This is a genomic window from Bacillus sp. IBL03825 (assembly GCF_024712505.1).
GTDB classification, from domain to species: domain Bacteria; phylum Bacillota; class Bacilli; order Bacillales; family Bacillaceae_G; genus Bacillus_A; species Bacillus_A wiedmannii.
In genome coordinates this window covers 259,776-279,538 of sequence record NZ_JAMXKE010000002.1, presented here as the reverse complement: position 1 = coordinate 279,538, position 19,763 = coordinate 259,776, and the positions used below count along the sequence as shown (strand labels likewise).

At 31.9% G+C, this 19,763-nt stretch carries 14 protein-coding genes and 2 riboswitches; of the genes, 11 read left to right on the top strand and 3 right to left on the bottom strand.

Annotation, left to right across the window (positions count from 1 at the left end; translation table 11 throughout):
• Positions 1-146: 146 nt before the first annotated feature.
• Positions 147-1,184: a serine hydrolase domain-containing protein gene (locus NHG49_RS29025; protein ID WP_258126999.1), complete on the top strand. Its 1,038-nt coding sequence runs from the start codon at positions 147-149 to the stop codon at positions 1,182-1,184.
• A 221-nt stretch (positions 1,185-1,405) separates the two neighbouring features.
• On the opposite strand, the gene NHG49_RS29020 is transcribed toward NHG49_RS29025, so the two are convergent.
• On the bottom strand, positions 1,406-2,524 hold the full coding sequence (locus NHG49_RS29020; RefSeq protein WP_258126998.1) for an FtsW/RodA/SpoVE family cell cycle protein: 1,119 nt from the start codon (positions 2,522-2,524) through the stop codon (positions 1,406-1,408).
• Positions 2,525-2,709: 185 nt separating this feature from the next.
• A riboswitch (M-box (ykoK) riboswitch) is annotated at positions 2,710-2,886 on the bottom strand.
• 507 nt (positions 2,887-3,393) lie between these two features.
• A riboswitch (M-box (ykoK) riboswitch) is annotated at positions 3,394-3,561 on the top strand.
• 279 nt (positions 3,562-3,840) lie between these two features.
• Between NHG49_RS29020 and mgtE the strand changes: the two genes are divergently transcribed.
• The 3 genes from mgtE (at position 3,841) to NHG49_RS29005 (ending at position 7,354) form a co-directional block, all read left to right on the top strand.
• A complete protein-coding gene (gene mgtE / locus NHG49_RS29015; RefSeq protein WP_258126996.1) occupies positions 3,841-5,169 on the top strand; it encodes a magnesium transporter in 1,329 nt (442 codons plus the stop codon).
• Between the two features lie 160 nt (positions 5,170-5,329).
• A complete protein-coding gene (locus tag NHG49_RS29010) occupies positions 5,330-6,424 on the top strand; it encodes a phosphodiester glycosidase family protein (protein ID WP_258126995.1) in 1,095 nt (364 codons plus the stop codon).
• Positions 6,425-6,991: 567 nt separating this feature from the next.
• A complete protein-coding gene (locus tag NHG49_RS29005; protein WP_258126994.1) occupies positions 6,992-7,354 on the top strand; it encodes a hypothetical protein in 363 nt (120 codons plus the stop codon).
• A 387-nt stretch (positions 7,355-7,741) separates the two neighbouring features.
• On the opposite strand, the gene NHG49_RS29000 is transcribed toward NHG49_RS29005, so the two are convergent.
• Positions 7,742-8,575 carry a peptidoglycan-binding protein gene (locus tag NHG49_RS29000; RefSeq protein ID WP_064474071.1) on the bottom strand — a complete coding sequence of 278 codons (834 nt, stop codon included), beginning with the start codon at positions 8,573-8,575 and terminating at the stop codon, positions 7,742-7,744.
• A 640-nt stretch (positions 8,576-9,215) separates the two neighbouring features.
• On the opposite strand from NHG49_RS29000, the gene NHG49_RS28995 reads away from it, so the two are divergent.
• The 7 genes from NHG49_RS28995 to NHG49_RS28965 all read left to right on the top strand — a co-directional run bounded on the left by NHG49_RS28995 (position 9,216) and on the right by NHG49_RS28965 (position 17,642).
• Complete coding sequence (locus NHG49_RS28995; RefSeq protein ID WP_374987935.1) at positions 9,216-10,985, top strand: peptidoglycan-binding protein; 1,770 nt, start codon at positions 9,216-9,218, stop codon at positions 10,983-10,985.
• A gap of 68 nt (positions 10,986-11,053) precedes the next feature.
• Complete coding sequence (locus tag NHG49_RS28990; protein ID WP_222661489.1) at positions 11,054-12,100, top strand: SpoIID/LytB domain-containing protein; 1,047 nt, start codon at positions 11,054-11,056, stop codon at positions 12,098-12,100.
• A gap of 780 nt (positions 12,101-12,880) precedes the next feature.
• Positions 12,881-13,837, top strand: coding sequence for a S8 family peptidase (locus NHG49_RS28985; RefSeq protein ID WP_222661491.1), 957 nt, complete (start codon positions 12,881-12,883; stop codon positions 13,835-13,837).
• Between the two features lie 496 nt (positions 13,838-14,333).
• Positions 14,334-15,086 (top strand): hypothetical protein, encoded by a 753-nt coding sequence (locus NHG49_RS28980; RefSeq protein ID WP_064474068.1) that lies wholly within the window; start codon positions 14,334-14,336, stop codon positions 15,084-15,086.
• Positions 15,087-15,252: 166 nt separating this feature from the next.
• The gene (locus NHG49_RS28975) at positions 15,253-15,852 is read left to right on the top strand and encodes a histidine phosphatase family protein (RefSeq protein WP_255299853.1); all 600 of its coding nucleotides are present in this window, start codon (positions 15,253-15,255) and stop codon (positions 15,850-15,852) included.
• Positions 15,853-15,966: 114 nt separating this feature from the next.
• The gene (locus tag NHG49_RS28970) at positions 15,967-16,410 is read left to right on the top strand and encodes a hypothetical protein (protein ID WP_064474067.1); all 444 of its coding nucleotides are present in this window, start codon (positions 15,967-15,969) and stop codon (positions 16,408-16,410) included.
• Positions 16,411-16,586: 176 nt separating this feature from the next.
• A complete protein-coding gene (locus NHG49_RS28965) occupies positions 16,587-17,642 on the top strand; it encodes a M4 family metallopeptidase (RefSeq protein WP_222661495.1) in 1,056 nt (351 codons plus the stop codon).
• Positions 17,643-18,138: 496 nt separating this feature from the next.
• Here the strand turns inward: NHG49_RS28965 and xerS are convergent, their stop codons facing one another.
• Complete coding sequence (gene xerS, locus NHG49_RS28960; RefSeq protein ID WP_064474065.1) at positions 18,139-19,215, bottom strand: tyrosine recombinase XerS; 1,077 nt, start codon at positions 19,213-19,215, stop codon at positions 18,139-18,141.
• Positions 19,216-19,763 lie beyond the last annotated feature (548 nt).

The window sequence follows — 19,763 nt, the reverse complement described above, 5'->3', positions numbered from 1 at the left end:
TTTAGTTTCTCTGGAAACTAAAGTGGGGGTAATTTGAGATATTCCCTATATCAAACATTCGATACGAAGGTTAATTGGATTCAATATGAGAAAGATAATAGGGTAATCTATTTTTAATTATTTAATGGAAGGGGTACGAGATTGAGATGGTTAATTCATATAATGAAAAGACACATACATTGATTAAACAATTATTTAACAAGTTTTCACCAAAAGCTCCTGGCTGTGCATATATTGCTAGTTTTGATAGCGGGGTAACTTATAAAGGTGCGGTTGGCTTAGCTTCTATAGAGGGAAATTTACCTATAACCACAAAGAATATTTTTAACATTGCCTCAGTTTCTAAACAATTCACAGCATTTTCTATATTACTCTTAGAACAAGAGAGAAGATTGAGTTTAGATGATTCAATTGTGAGGTTCATCCCTTTTATTGGAACATATGCTGAACATGTAACATTAAGACATCTAATTCATCATACTGGTGGACTAGTTGATTATATGGAATTGGCTGAAACAGCAACTATTAAATTTACTGATACATTAACTGTGGAAGAATCGCTAAACCACCTTAATGGTCATCAAATTGCAAGGTTCGCAGCTGGTACAAAATTTGAGTATAGCAATACAGGATATTTTTTATTATCACAAGTGGTAGAGAAGGTAAGCGGCAAGTCTCTACGTCAGTTTACAAAGGATCGTATTTTTGATCCTTTACATATGAAAGACACAACAATTGTGGATTGCTACCCAACTACTATATCAATTGCTAGAGGGTATTCAAAGAATGAACAAGGAGCATATATGGTCTATGAAAGTCCTTGGGAACATACAGGGGATGGGGCAGTTCATGCAACAGTTGAAGACCTGATAAAGTGGGGAGAAAATTTAACTACAGGTACCGTTGGTGGAAAAGAACTTGTTAAAAGAATGAGCGAAATAGGTCCAAAAATTTCCCCAACTGGGCAGACGATTATTGACAATGAAGATTATGCTTTTGGACTAAGGCTTGCTGAAGGTTTTAACTGTCGGTACTTGGAACATTCAGGAAGTTGGGCGGGTTATCGTTCACACTTCATGCGGTTTCCACAAGAATATTTGTCTGTTATAGTCCTAAGTAACTATGATGGATTTGATTCTAAAAAATATGCTAATGAAATAGCAGAAATTGTTTTAGAAAAGTAAAAAATAGAGGGTAGAAGTCAGTATTTAAATTTGCTTTATCCCACGTTGTTTTAGGTGTAATCAATTTTGAGAACGGAAGGCAAGCATAAATTTATGCTTGCCTTTTTAGGTATTGAAATAAATATAAATATTAGCATTCATACAGTAAAAAATTAATTAGAAATTCTTTGAATATAGATTAATTAATAGGGTGGAATTTTATAATTTTAAAACTAAATATTCTAATTATCAAACTTAATTTTATTGAAAATTGAAATATTAAGCAATATTCCTATTGCTATTAAATTGACCATTAAAGAACTTCCACCAAAACTTATAAACGGAAATGGAGTACCCGTAAGAGGAAATAGTCCTGTAATACCACCTAAATTTACAACGGATTGCATACCAATCATACACCCTATACCAATTGCTATAAAACTGCCGAATGGATCTACACATAATTGTGCTATTTTTAAAGAGCGAAGTACTATAGTCAAAACACCAGCCAATAGAATAAATACACCAATAAATCCTAGTTCTTCAGAAACTATTGCCATTATAAAATCAGTATGTGGTTCTGGAAGATAACCTGTTTTTTGTATGCTATTTCCAAATCCACGACCAATAATTCCTCCAGAGCCAATGGCAATAAAAGAATTTACAAGCTGGTATCCATTTCCTTGTGCATCAACAAAGGGATTGAAAATCGTAGTAATACGTGTCTTTTGAACTTCTGACAAACTATATTGAATTAAAAAATATGAAATAGGTAATCCCAAAATAGAACCGATGGTAGTTCTTTTGATTAGTAGATTTATATTTATTCCTGAGCAAAAAAATATGCTAAAACCTATACCTATTATTAAAAGTGCTGATCCTAAATTTGGTTGTTTAAAGATAAGAAAAAAAATTGTAGCTAAAAACAATAAAAGTTTTCCACTACCACTCCAGCAATTTTTAGCTTGTTCTTGTCGTAATGCAAAAAAACGGGCTGTTACGAGTATTGTTCCTAATTTAAGAAATTCAGCTGGCTGTATTCCAAAGATCCATGATTGAGCATTATTTACCACTTTTCCTTTCCATAAAACCATAATTAATAAAAAAATCCCCCCAACCATAATACAAATAGAGACTATTCGTTTTTTCCATATTTCATATGGGAGTATGGCACAAACTATTAACCCTATTGTTCCTAAAATTAGCTTTGTTAATTGAGAATCAATAAAGCGTCTACTGTTATAATCGTAATGCTGGACAGCGACAATGGAACTCGCACTATACATCATGATAATACCTAAGGTACATGTTATGAGTAGAGGGAGGAGCAATAGATAATCGAGTTTTAATATTTTTTTCATTTTAATATCCTCCTAATTTAAAACAAAACATAATATTACATTTGCTAATCCATTAAATCTTTTTCTCGTCAATTACTTAACAGGATTTTTGTTTAGGCAGATTCTATCGCTTACACCCTGTTTTCTTACGCAAAAATCCCCCTAGTATATAACTAGGGGGATTCAAAATGGCATGACTAAATAAGGCTTTTTCCCCCTAGTAGAGCTTTGGCACTATACAACGTAAAGTAATGAAAATTCATCACTTAGCTATCTTAAGAAGAGCCTTAATCCGACAATTCCTGTTCTACCCATTGGCGTCTTTCGACATTTTTGGGCAATAGCCTGTGTTTGCATAGGAGGCTCACCTAACAGGTTAAGCAATATAAATTTTATGTATTTGTTTCGTGTAGCAAGCATAAATATATATTTTTTTCTTGTCAAGTAACCGTATTGCTAATTTTATATGTTTTATTGCTTTATAATCCTTTGAGAAATGATGTGAGAAAATGTATGTAATCATTCCGTATAAGTACATATTTTCGACTTGTAGTATATAGTTTGATTAAGTAGTTTAACCATATAAATTTGATAAACAGTAAAGAAGATTTTAATCATAAAAGAAGATTTTTTTAAGAATGTTCTTTTAAAGTACAGAATGACTAATCATTTATCTTTTGCTATAAAGTTAAAGATTGATTATAAACAATAAGTATCATATACGAAATTTCATATGTTTTTTAACGTTTCTTCGAATGAATTCTATGTTTTTTAGTGCAATTTTAAATTTGTGATAGATATATTTTCATTTTCTATAAAAAAGTTTTTAAGAATAGAATTGAAAGTGAGTTGACAAATATTAAATTCTGGTTTAAATTTTGAAGTAATTCAATAATCTTTGTTAGGTGAGGCTCCTGTATAGAGAAACGCTGCTGCCCAAAAATGTCGAGAGACGCCAATGGGTCAACAGGAACGGTCGGATTAAGGCCCTTCTTAATGTAGCTGGTTATAAAAACCTATGCTATACAGTGCTAAAACTCAACGAGGGAGTGGTATACGATTTGATAGAAAGGCACCTCTGTGATTTTGGCAGGGCGGTCTTAATAATCATTTATTTGTATTGTGAAAAAACCTTTACTCCTTTTTGAGTAAAGGTTTTTCTGTTTAATTTTATTTGTTTTTATCTTGTCTATATTCAAAAAGGAGGTAATTCTAACTAATGAATTGATTGCAATGTAACTATTATTGCTTTAATAAAAAATTTAAGACAGATAAAATAAAACAAAACCACTCATGAAACTCTAGAGTCTCCCTTAGCAATATGAGGAGGAGTTAACATGAAGAAATTATTAAAGGAATTACTTATAACCAAAAATAACTTGGATGCAGAGAAAGTTTTACGTCATCCGTCGTATGATGTTGCGCAAGAAGTAAAACGGTTTTCAATTGAAGATCAAGTCATATTACTAGATAAGATTCCTGTATTAAAAAGCTCAAAAATTCTTCAACATTTGAGTACAGAAGAAAAATATAATATCTTAATTCACTTATCTGAAAACAAAGCTAAAAAGTTACTAGATTTACAACCGATTGATGAAACAGTAGATCTACTTCTAGCGGTTCATCCGGAAAAACAAGCTAAATTAATGGCGTATTTAAATAAAATTACAAAACATAATGTAAAAAAATTAATGGCTTTCAAACCTGAAACGGCAGGAAGTCTTGTCACAAGTGATTTTGTTGCAGTTAGAGGGAATTGGTCAGTAAAAATGACATTGAAGTACATTAGGGAGCATTCTGAAAATGTAGAATCAATATCTTATATCTATGTTCTTGATAGTCATGGTTATCTTAAGGGAATCGTTTCCATACATGAGTTATTACTAGCAGCAGATGAAGAGATATTATCTACTATCATGATTCAAGAGGTAATTTCAGTACACGCTGAAGTTGATCAGCAAGAAGTTGTAAAAAAGCTACTGAATTATAATTTAGCAGCATTACCCGTAATAACAGCAAATAATGAAATGATTGGTATTATAACATTTGATGACGTAATGAATGTTATGGAAGCAGAAGCTACAGAAGATACCCAAAAGTTAGGCGGAAGTGAACCGTTAAATCAATCTTACTTTGAATCTAGTATTTGGAGCATTTTCTTCAAACGTCTACCATGGTTATTGCTTCTTTTTGTTGCTGAAGCATATACAGGTACAGTACTAAAGTATTTTGAAGACGAAATTGAAACAGTAGTTGCCTTAGCTTTCTTTGTACCGTTATTAGTAGGTACTGGAGGAAATACAGGAACACAGGTTGTAGCAACAATTACTCGTGCAATCGGTATTGGAGAGGTGAAATTTAAAGACATTTTCCGTGTAATGAAAAAGGAATTTGCAATTGGCATGCTTCTTGGACTTGCACTTGGGGTAGCTGGGCTCACTCGTGCTTATATGTTAGGAGTTGGAACAGAAGTTGCACAAGTTGTATCAATCACTTTATTATTTATTGTTATTTGGGCTTCGCTTGTCGCAGCAGTTTTACCTTTGATTTTGAGAAAATTTAAATTAGATCCTGCAGTCGTTTCTGGTCCATTTATTACAACATTTGTTGACGGAACAGGATTAGTAATATATTTCTTGGTTGCAAAAACGTTATTAAATTTGTAAATATAAACTGAAATAAATAAGAAATATAGAATAAGTATTTTGCCTTGCTTGCTAAGACACAGTGGGGAACTCGGGAATAAGGGAAACAAACACTTTTATCTTTAGATAAATAATATTTTAAAGGATTCATTGAATGTAATTAATGCCGGAGGATAAAACTATGAAACATCTAAGAAAAATCTTCAAACGAATTTTGCTTCTATTTTCTATTTTAATGATTATTGGCATAGGAATATTATTTGGTACTAGCTATGGCCGAGAGCTTCGTATAACAATCGCTGGGAGTATACTAACTTCTCAGCATCCACAATATGCGAAATATACACTCCTATCCCAAAAGGAACTAGATAAACTGCAAGATAGAATTAATCATCCGAAATGGTCAAACAGTGATGAGCATATTTATAAAAAAATAGTAGGAAAAAGATTAGAAGAATTAAAAAGTCAGCCATTAGAAATTGATGTAGAAACAATTAAAAGTAATAAAGATAGTCGTTTTCTTTTCGAAGGAAAGTTAGTTACCATTAGCAATCCCTTCAATGTTAAACTTGTTAGCCATCAAGGAACACAAGGAGCTAACAGGGGAGAAAAAATTAGTGTAATGGCAAAACGTAATAATGCACTTGTTGCTGTGAATGCAAGTGGATTTGCTGATGAAACAGGAAGGGGTGGAGGAAATATTGCAACTGGAATAGTAATAGAAAATGGGAAAGCAATTGATACAAATATAGATAAAAATACCCCTACAATTATTACGGGCTTAACAAAGTTTGGACAAATGATAACAGGGAATTATTCTACCCAACAACTTTTGGATAAACAAGTCGTTTCAGCAGCAGGATTTATGCCACAGTTAATTGTTAATGGAGAAAAAATGATTACAGAAGGAGACGGTGGTTGGGGCTCTGCTCCGCGAAGTATTATGGCACAAAAAGAAGATGGCACAATAATGTTTCTAGTGATTGACGGTAGGCAGACACATAGCATAGGAGCTACGTTAAAAGAGTGTCAAGATATTCTATATGAAAAAGGAGCAATAAATGCAATGGCTATGGATGGAGGTTCTTCTGCTACGCTATATTTAGGAGGAAAGGTTATAAATTCACCTTCTACATTATCCCATGAAGATCGTTATTTACCGAATGCTTGGATGGTAACAGCAAATTCGAAGCAAAAAATAAAGATGACAATAGATGGAGAAAAAGTAAATCCCAAAACATTAGATAAATTTGATACAAACTTTACTTCACAATAGTTATAAATAATGGAAAGCAAATATAGGGGATATTGTTCAAAAAGAAAGCAAAAAAATACGCACCCGTGGCGGTGCGAGTAGGAATTATGATTGGCAGTATAATTATATTCAATAATTTTATAGATATTCCTCATGTTTTGTATCAGGGTCTGAACCAGATGTGAATGTTGTATTTAAAGTTGTGCAATTAGATGATGAAAAGTTCAAGAATTACATAGTAGGAGAACTTTACACTCGTATTATAAATGCTTTTGAACCGATTATCTTTCTGATTAAGGCCGTGCCCTATCCGATAACATCAGTTGTAGCGTAATGCAGTGGACTTGTTCATTATGATTGGTAGCCAGGATCGGTGATTCTCACAAATATCTTGCTCTGGAAATGGTTATATAGTAGTTAAAATAAGCCCTATATTTATGAGACTACTTGTTGAGATTAGTGGTCCAATAAATATAGGGCTTTTCTTTTGGAAAAATAGGCTTATATAACATAGTCATGTGCGGATACATATATACCCACTCCTCATAGAAATATCTAGAAACTTAATATATAAAAGGACGTAGGAAAATGTATTATCATCCTTACCCTTTTTCTTATGATTATCCTATTTATAATGAAGAGTATCCGAGACCTGCACCACATGTTGCTCCATTTATAGGTCCAGGCGCTATACAACCACACATAGGTCCAGGTGCTATACAACCGCAGCCAGGGCCGTCTTGGCCTACCCCATCTTGGCCTCCTGTACCTCCAACTGGTCAAGGCTGCATGAAGAAGTGGGCACGATTCCGTTTGAAAGATGGAAGGGTTATAAATATGTATGTTACCCATATCGATTCTAAGTCTGTAGCGGGATCGGTATGGATACAAGGTTCAGGGTGGAAACAAGTAGGGCTTGATTTAGATGAAATTTTAGAATCCCAATGTTAAACAAAGCCCCAGTAATGGGGCTTATTAGTTATCTTTTTTCATTTGTATTTATTTTATTATCGCCAACACTTTTTAATATATTTTACATATGTTAAAGCAAGGGTAAATTACACCATTTTCCACTTCATGATTAAAAAAAGAGATGATTAGGTAGCATCTCTTTTTTTGTTGTAATTTATATAACATTTATCATTTTAGCCAAGAAGATCCCTTTCTCAGGGAGCGTAAAGAGTCATTTCCTAGTGCCCTCGGAGTAGATGGGAGAAAAATTAGTTTCGGACAAGGGATACTATAGTTGGATTTACTGATAATAAGTATGTAATTGGTTGTTCTCCTTTTAGAATGAACAAGGAAAAACTTCTTGATGTGAATTAAATTATATGAAAGTTATATATCTAAAATAGGAGGTTTAATACCGTTAAGGAGATCCCAAGTACTTAAACCAAAAGAATATTCGAAATGTGGATGATCCATTATGCTAGTAAAGCGCCCGCCCCAATTTAAACCAAGTTTCTCTCCTATATACCCCATTTTCTTGAATTTTTTGATGTTATCCCAAGGTATAGAGTTATTTTCGTAAGGTGCAGCATCAAAGGCTAATCCCCAATTGTGATATGATTCCCCGCCTCGAGCGTTTGTAACCTTTTTACCCGGTTTCCATCTTCCTAAAGAAAATAACTGGTCTTGTTCACTCCAGCTCCTAAACACTGAATATATTCGAACATCTAAGCCATTAGCTTTTGTTAATTGAAGAAACTCTTTAGCCAACATCTCCACATATGGGTGTAAGGAGTGTAAATGATTGGAGCTAGTATAAAATTCAGATTGAGAATTGAGATTAAATAATTTGTGGCGTGTTCTCGGTGTAATATCTCCGGAAGGGTATAAATTTTGCACTTTTTGGTATTCTTGTGTGGCTTGGGTAGTTGACGCATCGAATATCCCATTAAGTGCTCCAAAATAAATCCCTATAGATTGCAGCTGCTTTTGTATTAATAATACGTTCTCAAACAATGATTTCCAAGTGTTAACTTCTACTATTCCATTAGGATTTAATTTAGTTTTTTCTTGGAAAATTTTTGTGTATTTATTTGTTTTTTCATCAAAAAATCCGGTAATAGCAAGTTTCTCGTAGTTTACTCCCAAACCGCTTAAATTTAATTGGAGAACTGTTACATAATAGCCTGTAGAGCCTAATTTAAGAGTGGGTAAACTCTCCATATTTCACCCCTTGATTTTAGAATACTGTTATTTATTATAGTTGAATTGATTGTTAATATGACAGGTAATAAGCGAAAAAGAATAAAGTCAATTTTATTAATAGTACAATTAATAATTGGTCTTTACAAGAAATAGCGGTCAACATTTTCTTTTAAAATATAATATTTGTAAAATTGGAGTTTTTTGATTATCTTCACGAAAAATGTAAGTTACTTTATTTAAGTAGTTTTTTCTATTTCTTAAATATAGATTTTAAAGGAGTAATTCAATAGTCTTTTATATCAACTTAAATTTTTATTCATAACCTTCTTTGTAATGAACATATATAGATTAGAATTACATAAAATTATCTTTGTAAATAAGGTTATTTAACTTTTATATTATGTAGCAAAAATGTAACTATATTAACCTTTTGGATTGAAAGAACATTCCGGATAGTTTAGCAGAAGAAGGTGAAATATTAATAGAGCTGTCCATATTTACTTTTTAAAATTCTAGAGAATTTTTAGTGAAAATAGGCAATTATATGATTTCCAAAAAATAGAGTTTAGCATAATATCTTGGATAAAGGGCCTTTTTTTGATTTGAATATATATGCAGGTTCAATATAAATAGGGTTTAAAGGAGAGGAGAGATGAATGTGTATAATTCTCATCAATATTTTTTAGGGAGTTCTAAACCACAATTTTCTACAGCTGGAGCATATGATGAAGAACATGAACCTTTTTACCGGCAACCAAGTGGCAAAATATTCGCGAAAATATATGAAAAAGATACGGAAAGTCCGATTAAGGGTGTCAAAGTATCTATTTATAAAATGACAGAGGAAGGACGTATTTTATCTTCCCGCCAAAGTGATGTTATTACTTTGTATACGAATGAATTCGGTGAAACTGATATAGTTGCTTTACCTACCCCATCTAAAGAGAACACTTTAGATCCTTTAGGCTCTAAACCATATTCTGAATATGCTATATCTATCGAGGCTGCAGGTTATGCACCTTTAATACTGCGGGGGACACAAATTTTCGCTGATGCTACAGCTGTTCAAAAAATGGAGCTTATACCTGTTAGTGGAACAGAAGGACGGGATTCTGTTGAAATAATTGATATTCCGGAACATACATTAATCGGACAATACCCTCAGCAAGAATCACAACATGAACTGCAACAAGAACATAAGGAACAACAAGAGTCAAGACAAAGCCTAGATGTGGATGTTGTATTACCGGAATTTGTTATCGTTCATGATGGTCATCCGAATACGCCTGCTCCAAGATACAAGCTAAGGTTTAAAGATTATATTAAAAATGTGCTTGCTTCTGAAGTATATCCAACATGGAAGAAAGATGCATTGATAGCCAATGCACTTTGTGTTATTTCCTATACATTAAACCGGATTTATACAAACTACTATAAAGATAAAGGATTTACAATCACAGGTATTACACAGTTTGATCATAAATATACTCATGGCAGAAATACTTTTGAAGAAACTGATGATGTGGTAGAAGAAGTATTTAAACAATATATTGCAAAACCTGGTGAAAACGCACCGCTTTTTGCGCAATATCGTGCTGGTAAAAAGCAACCATGTCCATTCGCAAGTCGACCAGGGATGCTTTATCAATGGGGGACAGCATGCCTTGCAGAACGAGGGATGAATTATATGGATATTTTAAAATATTATTATAAAAATGTAGAAATCCGTTTAGCTGACTTTATACAAGTAACCAAATCATTCCCAGGTTATAATGTAAAGGAAGGAGATCAAAAAGGAACTGTTCGGACTATTCAGAAATACTTATTTCAAATAAGAAAAAAATATTCAAATATCCCTGAAATAATAATAAGCGGCACGTTTGATTTAAATACAGTAAATGCAGTCAAAATTTTCCAAAGGAATTTTCAAATTCCTGATAATGGAATTGTAGATGAGCTAACTTGGAATAAGCTAAATGATATATATGTGAATGTTACAAATCTTCCTGGATTTTACCCGATTTTGCAGAATGGTAGCCAAGGAGAAAGTGTTAAAATGATACAGAGTTTATTGAAACGGTATGGTTTTTACACAGGGCAAATAGATGGATTTTTTGGACTTGGAACTGAAAAATCAGTAAAGGAATTTCAAAAAATTAAAAGTTTTACTGTAACAGGAGTAGTGCGTAAAGAACTATGGAGATTACTTGAAGAATTACAATATACTGCAGGTACCACAAGGGATTTGGAATATAATCCTATGCCAGTACAGACAAATACAGGTGCAAATATTAAAACATACACACCTTCTCAAAATACAAACCAACTGTTTATTTATCCTTCCTCTATACCTTCTATGACAAATTCATCCACATCTCATTACCCACAATCATTCTATTATCAAAATGGATACTATCCTAATTATTAATCATTGAAAGTAATAAAAATATAAAGGAGTGATTGCAATGATTTGTTATAGATGGAGGGCGAATAGTTTTGATTGAATATCATTCTTATCCATGGGATACGGGAAAGCAGTTATGCTATCAACCAAATATATTTTTGAATGATCAACAACTTTTTTATGATACACGGGATACTTATCGCGCATCAACTGGTAAGTTAATTGTGTCTGTTTATGAAATGAATACAGATAAACCAATCAAGGGTGCAAAAGTATTCATTCGTAAGCAAGATGAGGGTAGTCAAGTTATTACCACACTTCAAACAAATGATATTGGTTTAACAAGTGTCATTTCTTTATCAGCTCCCCCTAAAGAATATGCTTCAGATCCTTCGGGTCCTAAACCTTATTCAGAATATATCCTTACAATTGAAGCATCTAACTATGGTGTGAAAATAGTTAGAGGTGTACAAATCTTTGCGGGAACTACAGCAAAACAAAGAGTAGAAATGCTGCCTATAAATCGAACAAGAGAGCTGCAATCAATTGAAATTATTGATGTACCTCAGCATACATTAACTAAACAGCATTTAGAAAGACAACTTCAGCAGTACTCTATGTATTCTTCAGATATTCCTTTACATGCACATAATCTACAAATACCGCAATATATTATAGTTCATGATGGGAATCCTTATGAAAATGCTTTAAGATACAAAGTGGATTTTAAAGAATATATAAAAAATGTTAGTGCTTCGGAATTATACCCAAATTGGCCGAAAGAAGCTTTAAAGGCTAATATTATTTGTATAACTTCGTTTGTATTGAATCGTATATATAAAGAACATTATTTTGAAAGAGGGTTTACAATCAGTAGTTCTTCGCTGTTTGATCAATCTTTTAATTATGGTAGAAATACTTTTTCAGAAATTGATGATGTAGTTGATGAGGTGTTTAATCAATACATTGCAAAACCAAATAGTGTTGAACCAATGTTAATCTTATACTGTAGTGGCATAAGAAATTATTCAAATGAATACTTCTGTAGATGGGGCAGTAAATATCTCGCTGATCAAGGTAGGGATTATGTAAGTATTTTAAAGAGCTATTATCCATTTGCCCAAATTTATTTTTTGTAGTTTAGTAAAAAAAGTAATTGTTATATATGTGGGTTAATTTTTGGGGAGTTTTAAGATGATTAAAAAGAAATGAAACATGGATTCTAATTTATTTTAAACCTATAGATATTTAAAAACCGTAGGAGTAATTAATTTCTATGGTTTTTCTGTTTATAATTAATAAAAGTCAATTTAAGGAGATATATCATGTATACGGGTGAGGTGAAAAGTGAGATAAAGTGAAATAGGGGGAGGTAATGGTGAAATGGTATAAGTATTGTATACATACCATGCTGAAAAAAGATTACGCTTCAAAAACAGGAGAATTAGTTTGTAATTAGAATATGTGATATTTCTAATTTAGATTACTTCCTAAAGTGTGAGTATAACGCTTTAAGACAACTGAACACATTAGAATAATAGTGAAAAGGAATCTCTGTTTGTTATATTAACATGTTTTAGTAATGTGCGGTGCATCTAATGTCTATTTTGGATATTAAACAAATTACTTAGGGTGTTGGGGTTCAAGATTTTGTTCTTGTAATTTTACTATCTCTCTTCGATAAAATATATAGTGGGCTCCCTATAATGACTGATTTCACAGTGGTTTATCAGTGAGTTTTAAATTTAGGTGTTTAAAGATTTTGGTCAAAAAAGTAGCATAATCTTAGGTTTTAAACACTATCAATTTGAAGATCTTTAGACCCCATTAAATATAAGTTGTATATTTAATGGGGTCTATAGAGAGAATAAATTTTGATTGTTTAAAAACAATCAAAATTTATTACATGAGGTGAAGATATGAGTCAAAATAATTCAAATGATGTAAAGAAAAACGAAGTGGGATTAATTCCTTTTGAAGTGTTGGAAGTTGTTAATGAGGTTCATGAAATACCTGAAGGTGTACAACTTATAAATGCTCCGGCAGCATGGGGGAAAAGTGAAAAAGGAAAAGATATTGTGGTTGCAGTCCTAGATACAGGATGCCAACTTGACCATGTAGATTTAAAAGATCGTATTATTGGAGGAGAAAATTTTACTACTGATAATAATAGTGATCCTAATAATTATTCTGATATGAATGGTCATGGAACACATGTGGCAGGAACGATTGCTGCTACAGAAAATAACCAAGGTGTTTTAGGAGTAGCGCCACAAGCTAAGCTACTTATCGTAAAAGTATTAGGTGGACCTAATGGATCGGGCGCCTATGAATGGATAATAAATGGGATTAATTACGCGGTAAACTGGAGAGGTCCTAATGGAGAAAAAGTAAGAGTAATTTCTATGTCTTTGTCAGGACCAGAGGATAATCCAGATTTACATCAAGCTGTAAGAAATGCAGTGAATAACAATGTATTAGTTGTTTGTGCAGCAGGTAATAGGGGGCATCATACTGATTTGCTTGGCTACCCTGGGGCGTATCAGGAGGTTGTAGAAGTTGGTGCTGTTGATTTAAATAAAAAAATAGCCATTTTTAGTGAATCAAACAAAAATGTAGATTTAGTTGGGCCTGGAGTAGGAATTTTATCAACTTACAAAGGTGGAGGCTATGCAACATTAAGTGGAACTTCAATGGCAACTCCGCATATTTCAGGTGGTGCAGCATTAATTATTAAACTTTGTGAAAGTAAAAAGGAATTCGATAGAACGTTATCTGAGGATGAAATTTATGCTCAATTGATTAAAAGAACAACAGCTCTTGCTGATTCTAAGCGTTTAGTAGGTAATGGATTGTTAGATTTGTCAAAAGAATAAAATAGAAGTTATAGGGTTACTAGTATTAACATCAGTGTACAGTATTATTCCAGCAAAATTCCTAAAAGATTAGTTTGAAATTTTATTAAGTATTTGGTTTCATGTACATTTGAAGATATGGCGTATTACAAATACGATAAATATATGAGGGTTTATATCGGGACTAACAATCGTTACATCATAATGTTAAATTCAAATAATATAAAATAGAATAACTAGAGCAGTTCCTTTTAACCGAAAAATTCATAGAAACTCATGTGGATTTTTCGGCTGTTAATTATAAACAAATTCTAGAACTAGTTTCTTTTTAAGCTTAAAGTATTCGTTTAAAAGTAATACATTTATATCTAAAAATAATACAGATTTTTAAATAAAATCAACTATACAAAAATTTATTAAGTATTCTTTAGCTCATTACACTTTAATATCAACAGCTCATATCCCTGTTACGGTTTAATAATACCTTTAATAAACATAATATAAGAAGGATGATATAATGTCAGAAAATTTAATTCAATTTAAGTATGAAGTTAAATTTTTTCTTCAAAGTAATCAAATTTTAAATGAAAAGTATGAATTACAAGAAAATATAAAAAGTGAACTTAAAATTACAAAAGCTGAGCAACGGTATATTCAATTTATAGATACTGTAAATAAAGAAATGTATCAAGTGGGTTGGATTTTACGAAACCGAAAAGTTGAAGACGGTCAAGAATTAACATATAAAAAAAGATACCCGATTACCAATGATGATATAGACACAATTCTAGGACAAGCAAAAGAAGAAGGGTTTGATTTAAATAATACAAAATTTGAAGTGGAAATTGATTGGGGATTTACAAAAAGGACATTAAGCCTATCTTGTGATGTTATCGACACAACACCTGATTCTTCAAATCCAATGCCAATTCAAGAGTTACGTGAAAAATTCCTTCAAAATGCTCCCGAAGAATTTCGGAATTGGAAGCAGGATGATTGGACCGAAGATAAAATAATTAAAGCAATTGAATATGGCCCTGTATATGAAAGGAAATATACAGGAGAATGGCAAGGGCATAAAGTGAAAATAGAAGTATGGTCAAGAGATAAATGTTCAGAAGTAATTGTGGAAATATCTTTAAAAAAATTCAACGATAAGGATAGTGCAAGTCAACAACATCAACAATTAAAACAATATCTTAGCGAGAAAAAATGGTTATTAGAGCAAGACATACTAAAAACAGAATGGGTTTTGAATCCATGTAAATAATCATTATTCATACTAAATATTTATAAATGAGCTTAAACGGAAGGGTGTTTACACTAGTACTCAGTAAACAGATGATTTTTGTGCAAAATATAAATATACTTCTTATAGACGTTCGATTGATATAAAACGAATATAGTTGAAGCAACTTACTAAATAAGAAAGAAGGATGAGGAAAATAGATAATACAGAATTGAAAAACACAGAGACATTAGATTTTTCATTGTTAAAAGCCATTAAAGCTGGCGGATATAATTTATACCTAAGGCATGGAGAAAAGGAAAGAGAACCAGGAGGAGTACTAGATCTGAAAGATTGCAAAACACAAAGCAACTTAACCGATAATGGAAAAAAACAATCAGAAAAACTAGGAGAGATCTTTAGAACACAAAAAGTACCCGTTCAATACCCCGTATTTACAAGCCCTTATTGTCGAACTAAAGACACAGGCAAACTGGCTTTTGGAGAACAAAATATAGAAGTGCTGGATGAATTAGCTGAGATTAACAACTTAAATATTGAAAATCCAAATGAGCAACAGAGACTAGTAAAAGAAAAACTAATTAGAATATTTGAAACAGAACCTAACTCGCAAGTAAATAGGATATTCATCGCTCATGATTATTCTTTTGATGAATCTATACGATCGCTTGATTTTTTAGATACAGTTATTTTAAAGCCAAAAGGCTCGGGATTAGGATATGAATTTGTTGGTTTAATAAGTTTAAATCAATTTATAAGCTGGGCAAGTGAACATCCATCTGATTAAAAGAGAAAGTTATTTGTTTAAAATCCACAAAAAGATTAGTGTTATTTTAAATACCGTTACACTTTCCAATTATTAAACAGATGTAAGTATAACAAAGAGATGGAGAGAACAACTTTGAGTGAGCATTTACAACGACATCCGCACTTTGGTAATACGTTAGCAGATTATTTTATGGATCATCATCGAAATCCACTTTCATTTCACGGTCCAATTGTCCATGTAAAAGCAACAATAAAATTAGTTGAAGAAGATGATTCTAATTCAGAAGGCGGAACACATCAGCATTTTTTAATTAATAATATTCAAGTTATTGATATAAAAGGTGTACCAAAATCTTTAGTAGAAGATGAAGCCTTCTGTGCAATTCGTTTTGGAGATAAATTAGGATTAAAAAATCCAATTCCAGACTTAAGAGAAGGAGCAGAAATCGAACTGCAAGGGGAATATGTTGATAAAACACATGTAAAAGTAGGAATAGGTAATCCAGGAGATCCAGTCATACATTTCACGCACCACCCAGTAGGTTTTGTAAATTATAATGGTGTACATTACGAATAAAAATTTGTAGAGAAATATAGGAAGTAATATTTATTATTAGTGTAGTTATTTTCCTATTAATCAATCCATAGATATGTTTTTAATTCCATACGGATAAGAATATGGGGAAGAGATTAACAAATAATGAGTTCTTTTGGATATAAAATACCAATTATTATAGAAAAGGAAAGATTACTATGAGAAAAATTGAAAGTATTGTTCCAGAATACTTATTGGAAAAGTTTGCAGAAAAAGGGAGCGAAAAAGCCCAAAAAAGCTTAGAACATACTAGAAAAATTCATGAAAAAAGAAAGAGTATAACCAAAAATCAAGAAACAATGGAATCTTCACTAGAGAAAAATAGAGAACATAAAGCCACTAGGCATGTTTATGATTGTCAACATATGGAACAACCTCAGCATAAATTAGTTCGAGATGAGGGAGATTCACCTACTGAGGATGAGGACGTAAATCAAGCATATGATGCTGGAAAAATCATTTTAGAATATTATAAAAAGGTATTACATCGTAATTCTATTGATAATCTAGGGTTGGATCTTATTTTTAACGTTCACTATAGTAAGCAGTTTATGAATGCATTCTGGGATGGAGAACAAATGATCTTCGGGGATGGTGATGGTGAAATCTTCGTGGATTTTACAGCAGGAATTGATGTTATAGCCCATGAGATGAGTCATGGTGTAACACAGTATACATCTCAACTCGAATATCATGATCAACCTGGTTCCCTTAACGAAAGCTTTTCTGATTGTATTGGTAGTGCAGTAAAACAATATCATTTGGGTCAAAATGCTCAGAGTGCCGATTGGTTAATTGGTGACAAAATTATTGGTCCAAAATTTCCTGGAAAAGCCCTTCGCTCAATGAAAGAACCAGGAACCGCAAATGATCATGATTCTCAACCGAATCACATGGATAAATATGATGATGGTAGTAATCGTATTTTTAAGAATGAGAAAAAAAGACAAAGTTATATTGTGCATACGAACAGTGGTATTCCAAACAAAGCATTCTTTCTAGTGTCTATGGAAATAGGAACAAATAATGCTGCTATCTTATGGTATAATGCATGGCCGCATCTTCGTCCAAATTCTAGTTTCCAGGATGCTTTTGAAGAAATTCTAAAAGCCGCGAAAATACTAATAACCGAAGGGGAAATGCCCCAAAACACAGAACAAGTTGTTAAAAAAGCATTTAGTAATGTTGGTATCACAAAATCTGAAATTATTTAATCTAAGATTGAAGAGACGTTTTTTGCAAAAAGCCACCTTACTTAGGTGCCTTTTTGCTTTGCACTTTTTGATAAGGACAAGCATACATTTACGAATCGAAGTTTAAAATGAAAAAAGACTATTTTTTTTCATTTTAAACTAACAAATGGCATGCAAAACTTTCATATGAAGCAAGGAAATGGAGATGAACCAGAATATTTCTCAAGAGAGAATGGAATATGCCAGGGTGTACAGATAACCATGGTTATCCAATAGAAATTCGCAAACGTACACAAGCTAACGTATACTACTAATGTAATGAGCAGATTTATATATCTACATACAAATAGAGGATTGTTTTTCAAATGTATATTTCTATCAAATTTTTTATTAATACTTTCATCATTCATATACCAATCAAAGTGAAAGATAAACTATATATTTTTTACATAATAAAATTAAAAATTACATCAAATAATAAAAGGTTCAGCAATACATATTCATATTGCTGAACCTTTTATTGTTTATTTTTCCCTAATCTGCCTAAACTATCCTTAATAGTTGTTTCCCCAAGTTGAGTGTATAACAAAGCTGTATCTTGACTAGTATGCCCAAGTTGCTGCATGACTTGTAACGAGTCTTTTTCTTCCATATATAATTTATTTGCCAATGTGTGTCTTAATTTATGAGGAGACATTCTTTTGCCATAGGCCTTAGTATATTTTTCTACTATATCTTGGATAGCCCTAACCGAAAGAGGCTGTGCAGTATGTTTATACTTCGATAAAAAAACATTTTTCATTTCTTTTCCTGGAGCGTATTTGTTATCTCTAATTTCCATATACTTTTCAAGGTCGTTCAGTGCAATTGGTGTAATCCATACAGAATCTTCTTTGTTTCCTTTTCGGATTACATCAATTAATCTTTCTTTTAAGTTTATATCTTCCATACGAAGATCGGCCAATTCACTTACACGAATACCACTACCAAGAAAAAGGGAAAGGATAGCTACATCACGATCTTTATCTCTTAGAAAATAGAACAACTGATGTTTTGTTAAAGATTTTTCATGTTCGTACTTAACGTAATTCATAAATTCTTGATCGTCATCATTATGGAATATTTTAGATCTCATACGTTTTGCACGGGCATTTAATGTTTCTTTATCTTTATGTATTTCAATTTTAGCCATTACATTTCTATAAAAATAGCATTCTCCATCTTCATTCTCTGATAGGGCGGTAAGGTACTTAAATAAAGACTTTAAGGCCGAAATTTTTCTGTTAACAGAGGAATTCTGCATGTTTTGTAGTAGTTTTAGAAACCTCATAAAGTTCTCAACATCTTTTTTCTTTAAATTTTCCAGATCAGAGAAGGATATTGCTTTAATGGGTTTTGATTCAATAATTTGTTCAGATAATAACCAATTAAAGAAGACTCTAAAATCATATACATAATTCAATAGGGTGGAGGGAGAGGCATCATGCAATTCTTTGTACTCCACAAATTCTTCTATGTAAAAGGGCATTTCATTTAAATTTTCGTATAATTTTTTACGATGTACGGATTTTTGGCGTTGCTTACTATAGTCCATAAAAATCACCTCATATATAATATAACAGAAAAATAACACGAACACAAGTTCGCATTAAATTCAATTTTTACACGAACTTATTTACATAATTAAATTATGAAATACTAAAATATGCTCAAAACTGAATGGTATAGTGTAGTTGGTCAAATGAAAATTACAGCTAGCTAAGTGATAAACTTGTATAACACCATAAAAACCAGTGCAAAAATTACATATAAATGTATGTAAAATAAAACAATTTTTTTATATAAAATCATACAAAAAATCAATATATGAAGACAGTTTAAAATTCGTTATCTAACATGACTTGGTTAATTTAATCATGATAATGAGGAGAAAATTAGATCAACATAAGAAAAAATCATATATATTAAAAGGTAATTTACTATGAATATTTTCAATGAATAGTTCAGCATTTAATGATTCCTATATAAAATATGAATTATATATACACATACCAATATACTGAGATTCATGCAATTGAGCTCGAAATCCTTAAATACTGTATTAGATTTTTATTTACCTATCTTATTGTTCGTAAAATTGGT

What these genes read in the sequence shown, in the direction of transcription:
- NHG49_RS29025 (WP_258126999.1), top strand. Translation starts at nt 147, where the DNA reads ATGGTTAATTCATATAATGAAAAGACACATACATTGATTAAACAATTA.
- NHG49_RS28975 (WP_255299853.1), top strand. Translation starts at nt 15,253, where the DNA reads ATGAGGAAAATAGATAATACAGAATTGAAAAACACAGAGACATTAGAT.
- NHG49_RS29005 (WP_258126994.1), top strand. Translation starts at nt 6,992, where the DNA reads ATGTATTATCATCCTTACCCTTTTTCTTATGATTATCCTATTTATAAT.
- NHG49_RS28985 (WP_222661491.1), top strand. Translation starts at nt 12,881, where the DNA reads ATGAGTCAAAATAATTCAAATGATGTAAAGAAAAACGAAGTGGGATTA.
- xerS (WP_064474065.1), bottom strand. Translation starts at nt 19,215, where the DNA reads ATGGACTATAGTAAGCAACGCCAAAAATCCGTACATCGTAAAAAATTA.
- NHG49_RS28965 (WP_222661495.1), top strand. Translation starts at nt 16,587, where the DNA reads ATGAGAAAAATTGAAAGTATTGTTCCAGAATACTTATTGGAAAAGTTT.
- mgtE (WP_258126996.1), top strand. Translation starts at nt 3,841, where the DNA reads ATGAAGAAATTATTAAAGGAATTACTTATAACCAAAAATAACTTGGAT.
- NHG49_RS29000 (WP_064474071.1), bottom strand. Translation starts at nt 8,575, where the DNA reads ATGGAGAGTTTACCCACTCTTAAATTAGGCTCTACAGGCTATTATGTA.
- NHG49_RS29010 (WP_258126995.1), top strand. Translation starts at nt 5,330, where the DNA reads ATGAAACATCTAAGAAAAATCTTCAAACGAATTTTGCTTCTATTTTCT.
- NHG49_RS28980 (WP_064474068.1), top strand. Translation starts at nt 14,334, where the DNA reads ATGTCAGAAAATTTAATTCAATTTAAGTATGAAGTTAAATTTTTTCTT.
- NHG49_RS29020 (WP_258126998.1), bottom strand. Translation starts at nt 2,524, where the DNA reads ATGAAAAAAATATTAAAACTCGATTATCTATTGCTCCTCCCTCTACTC.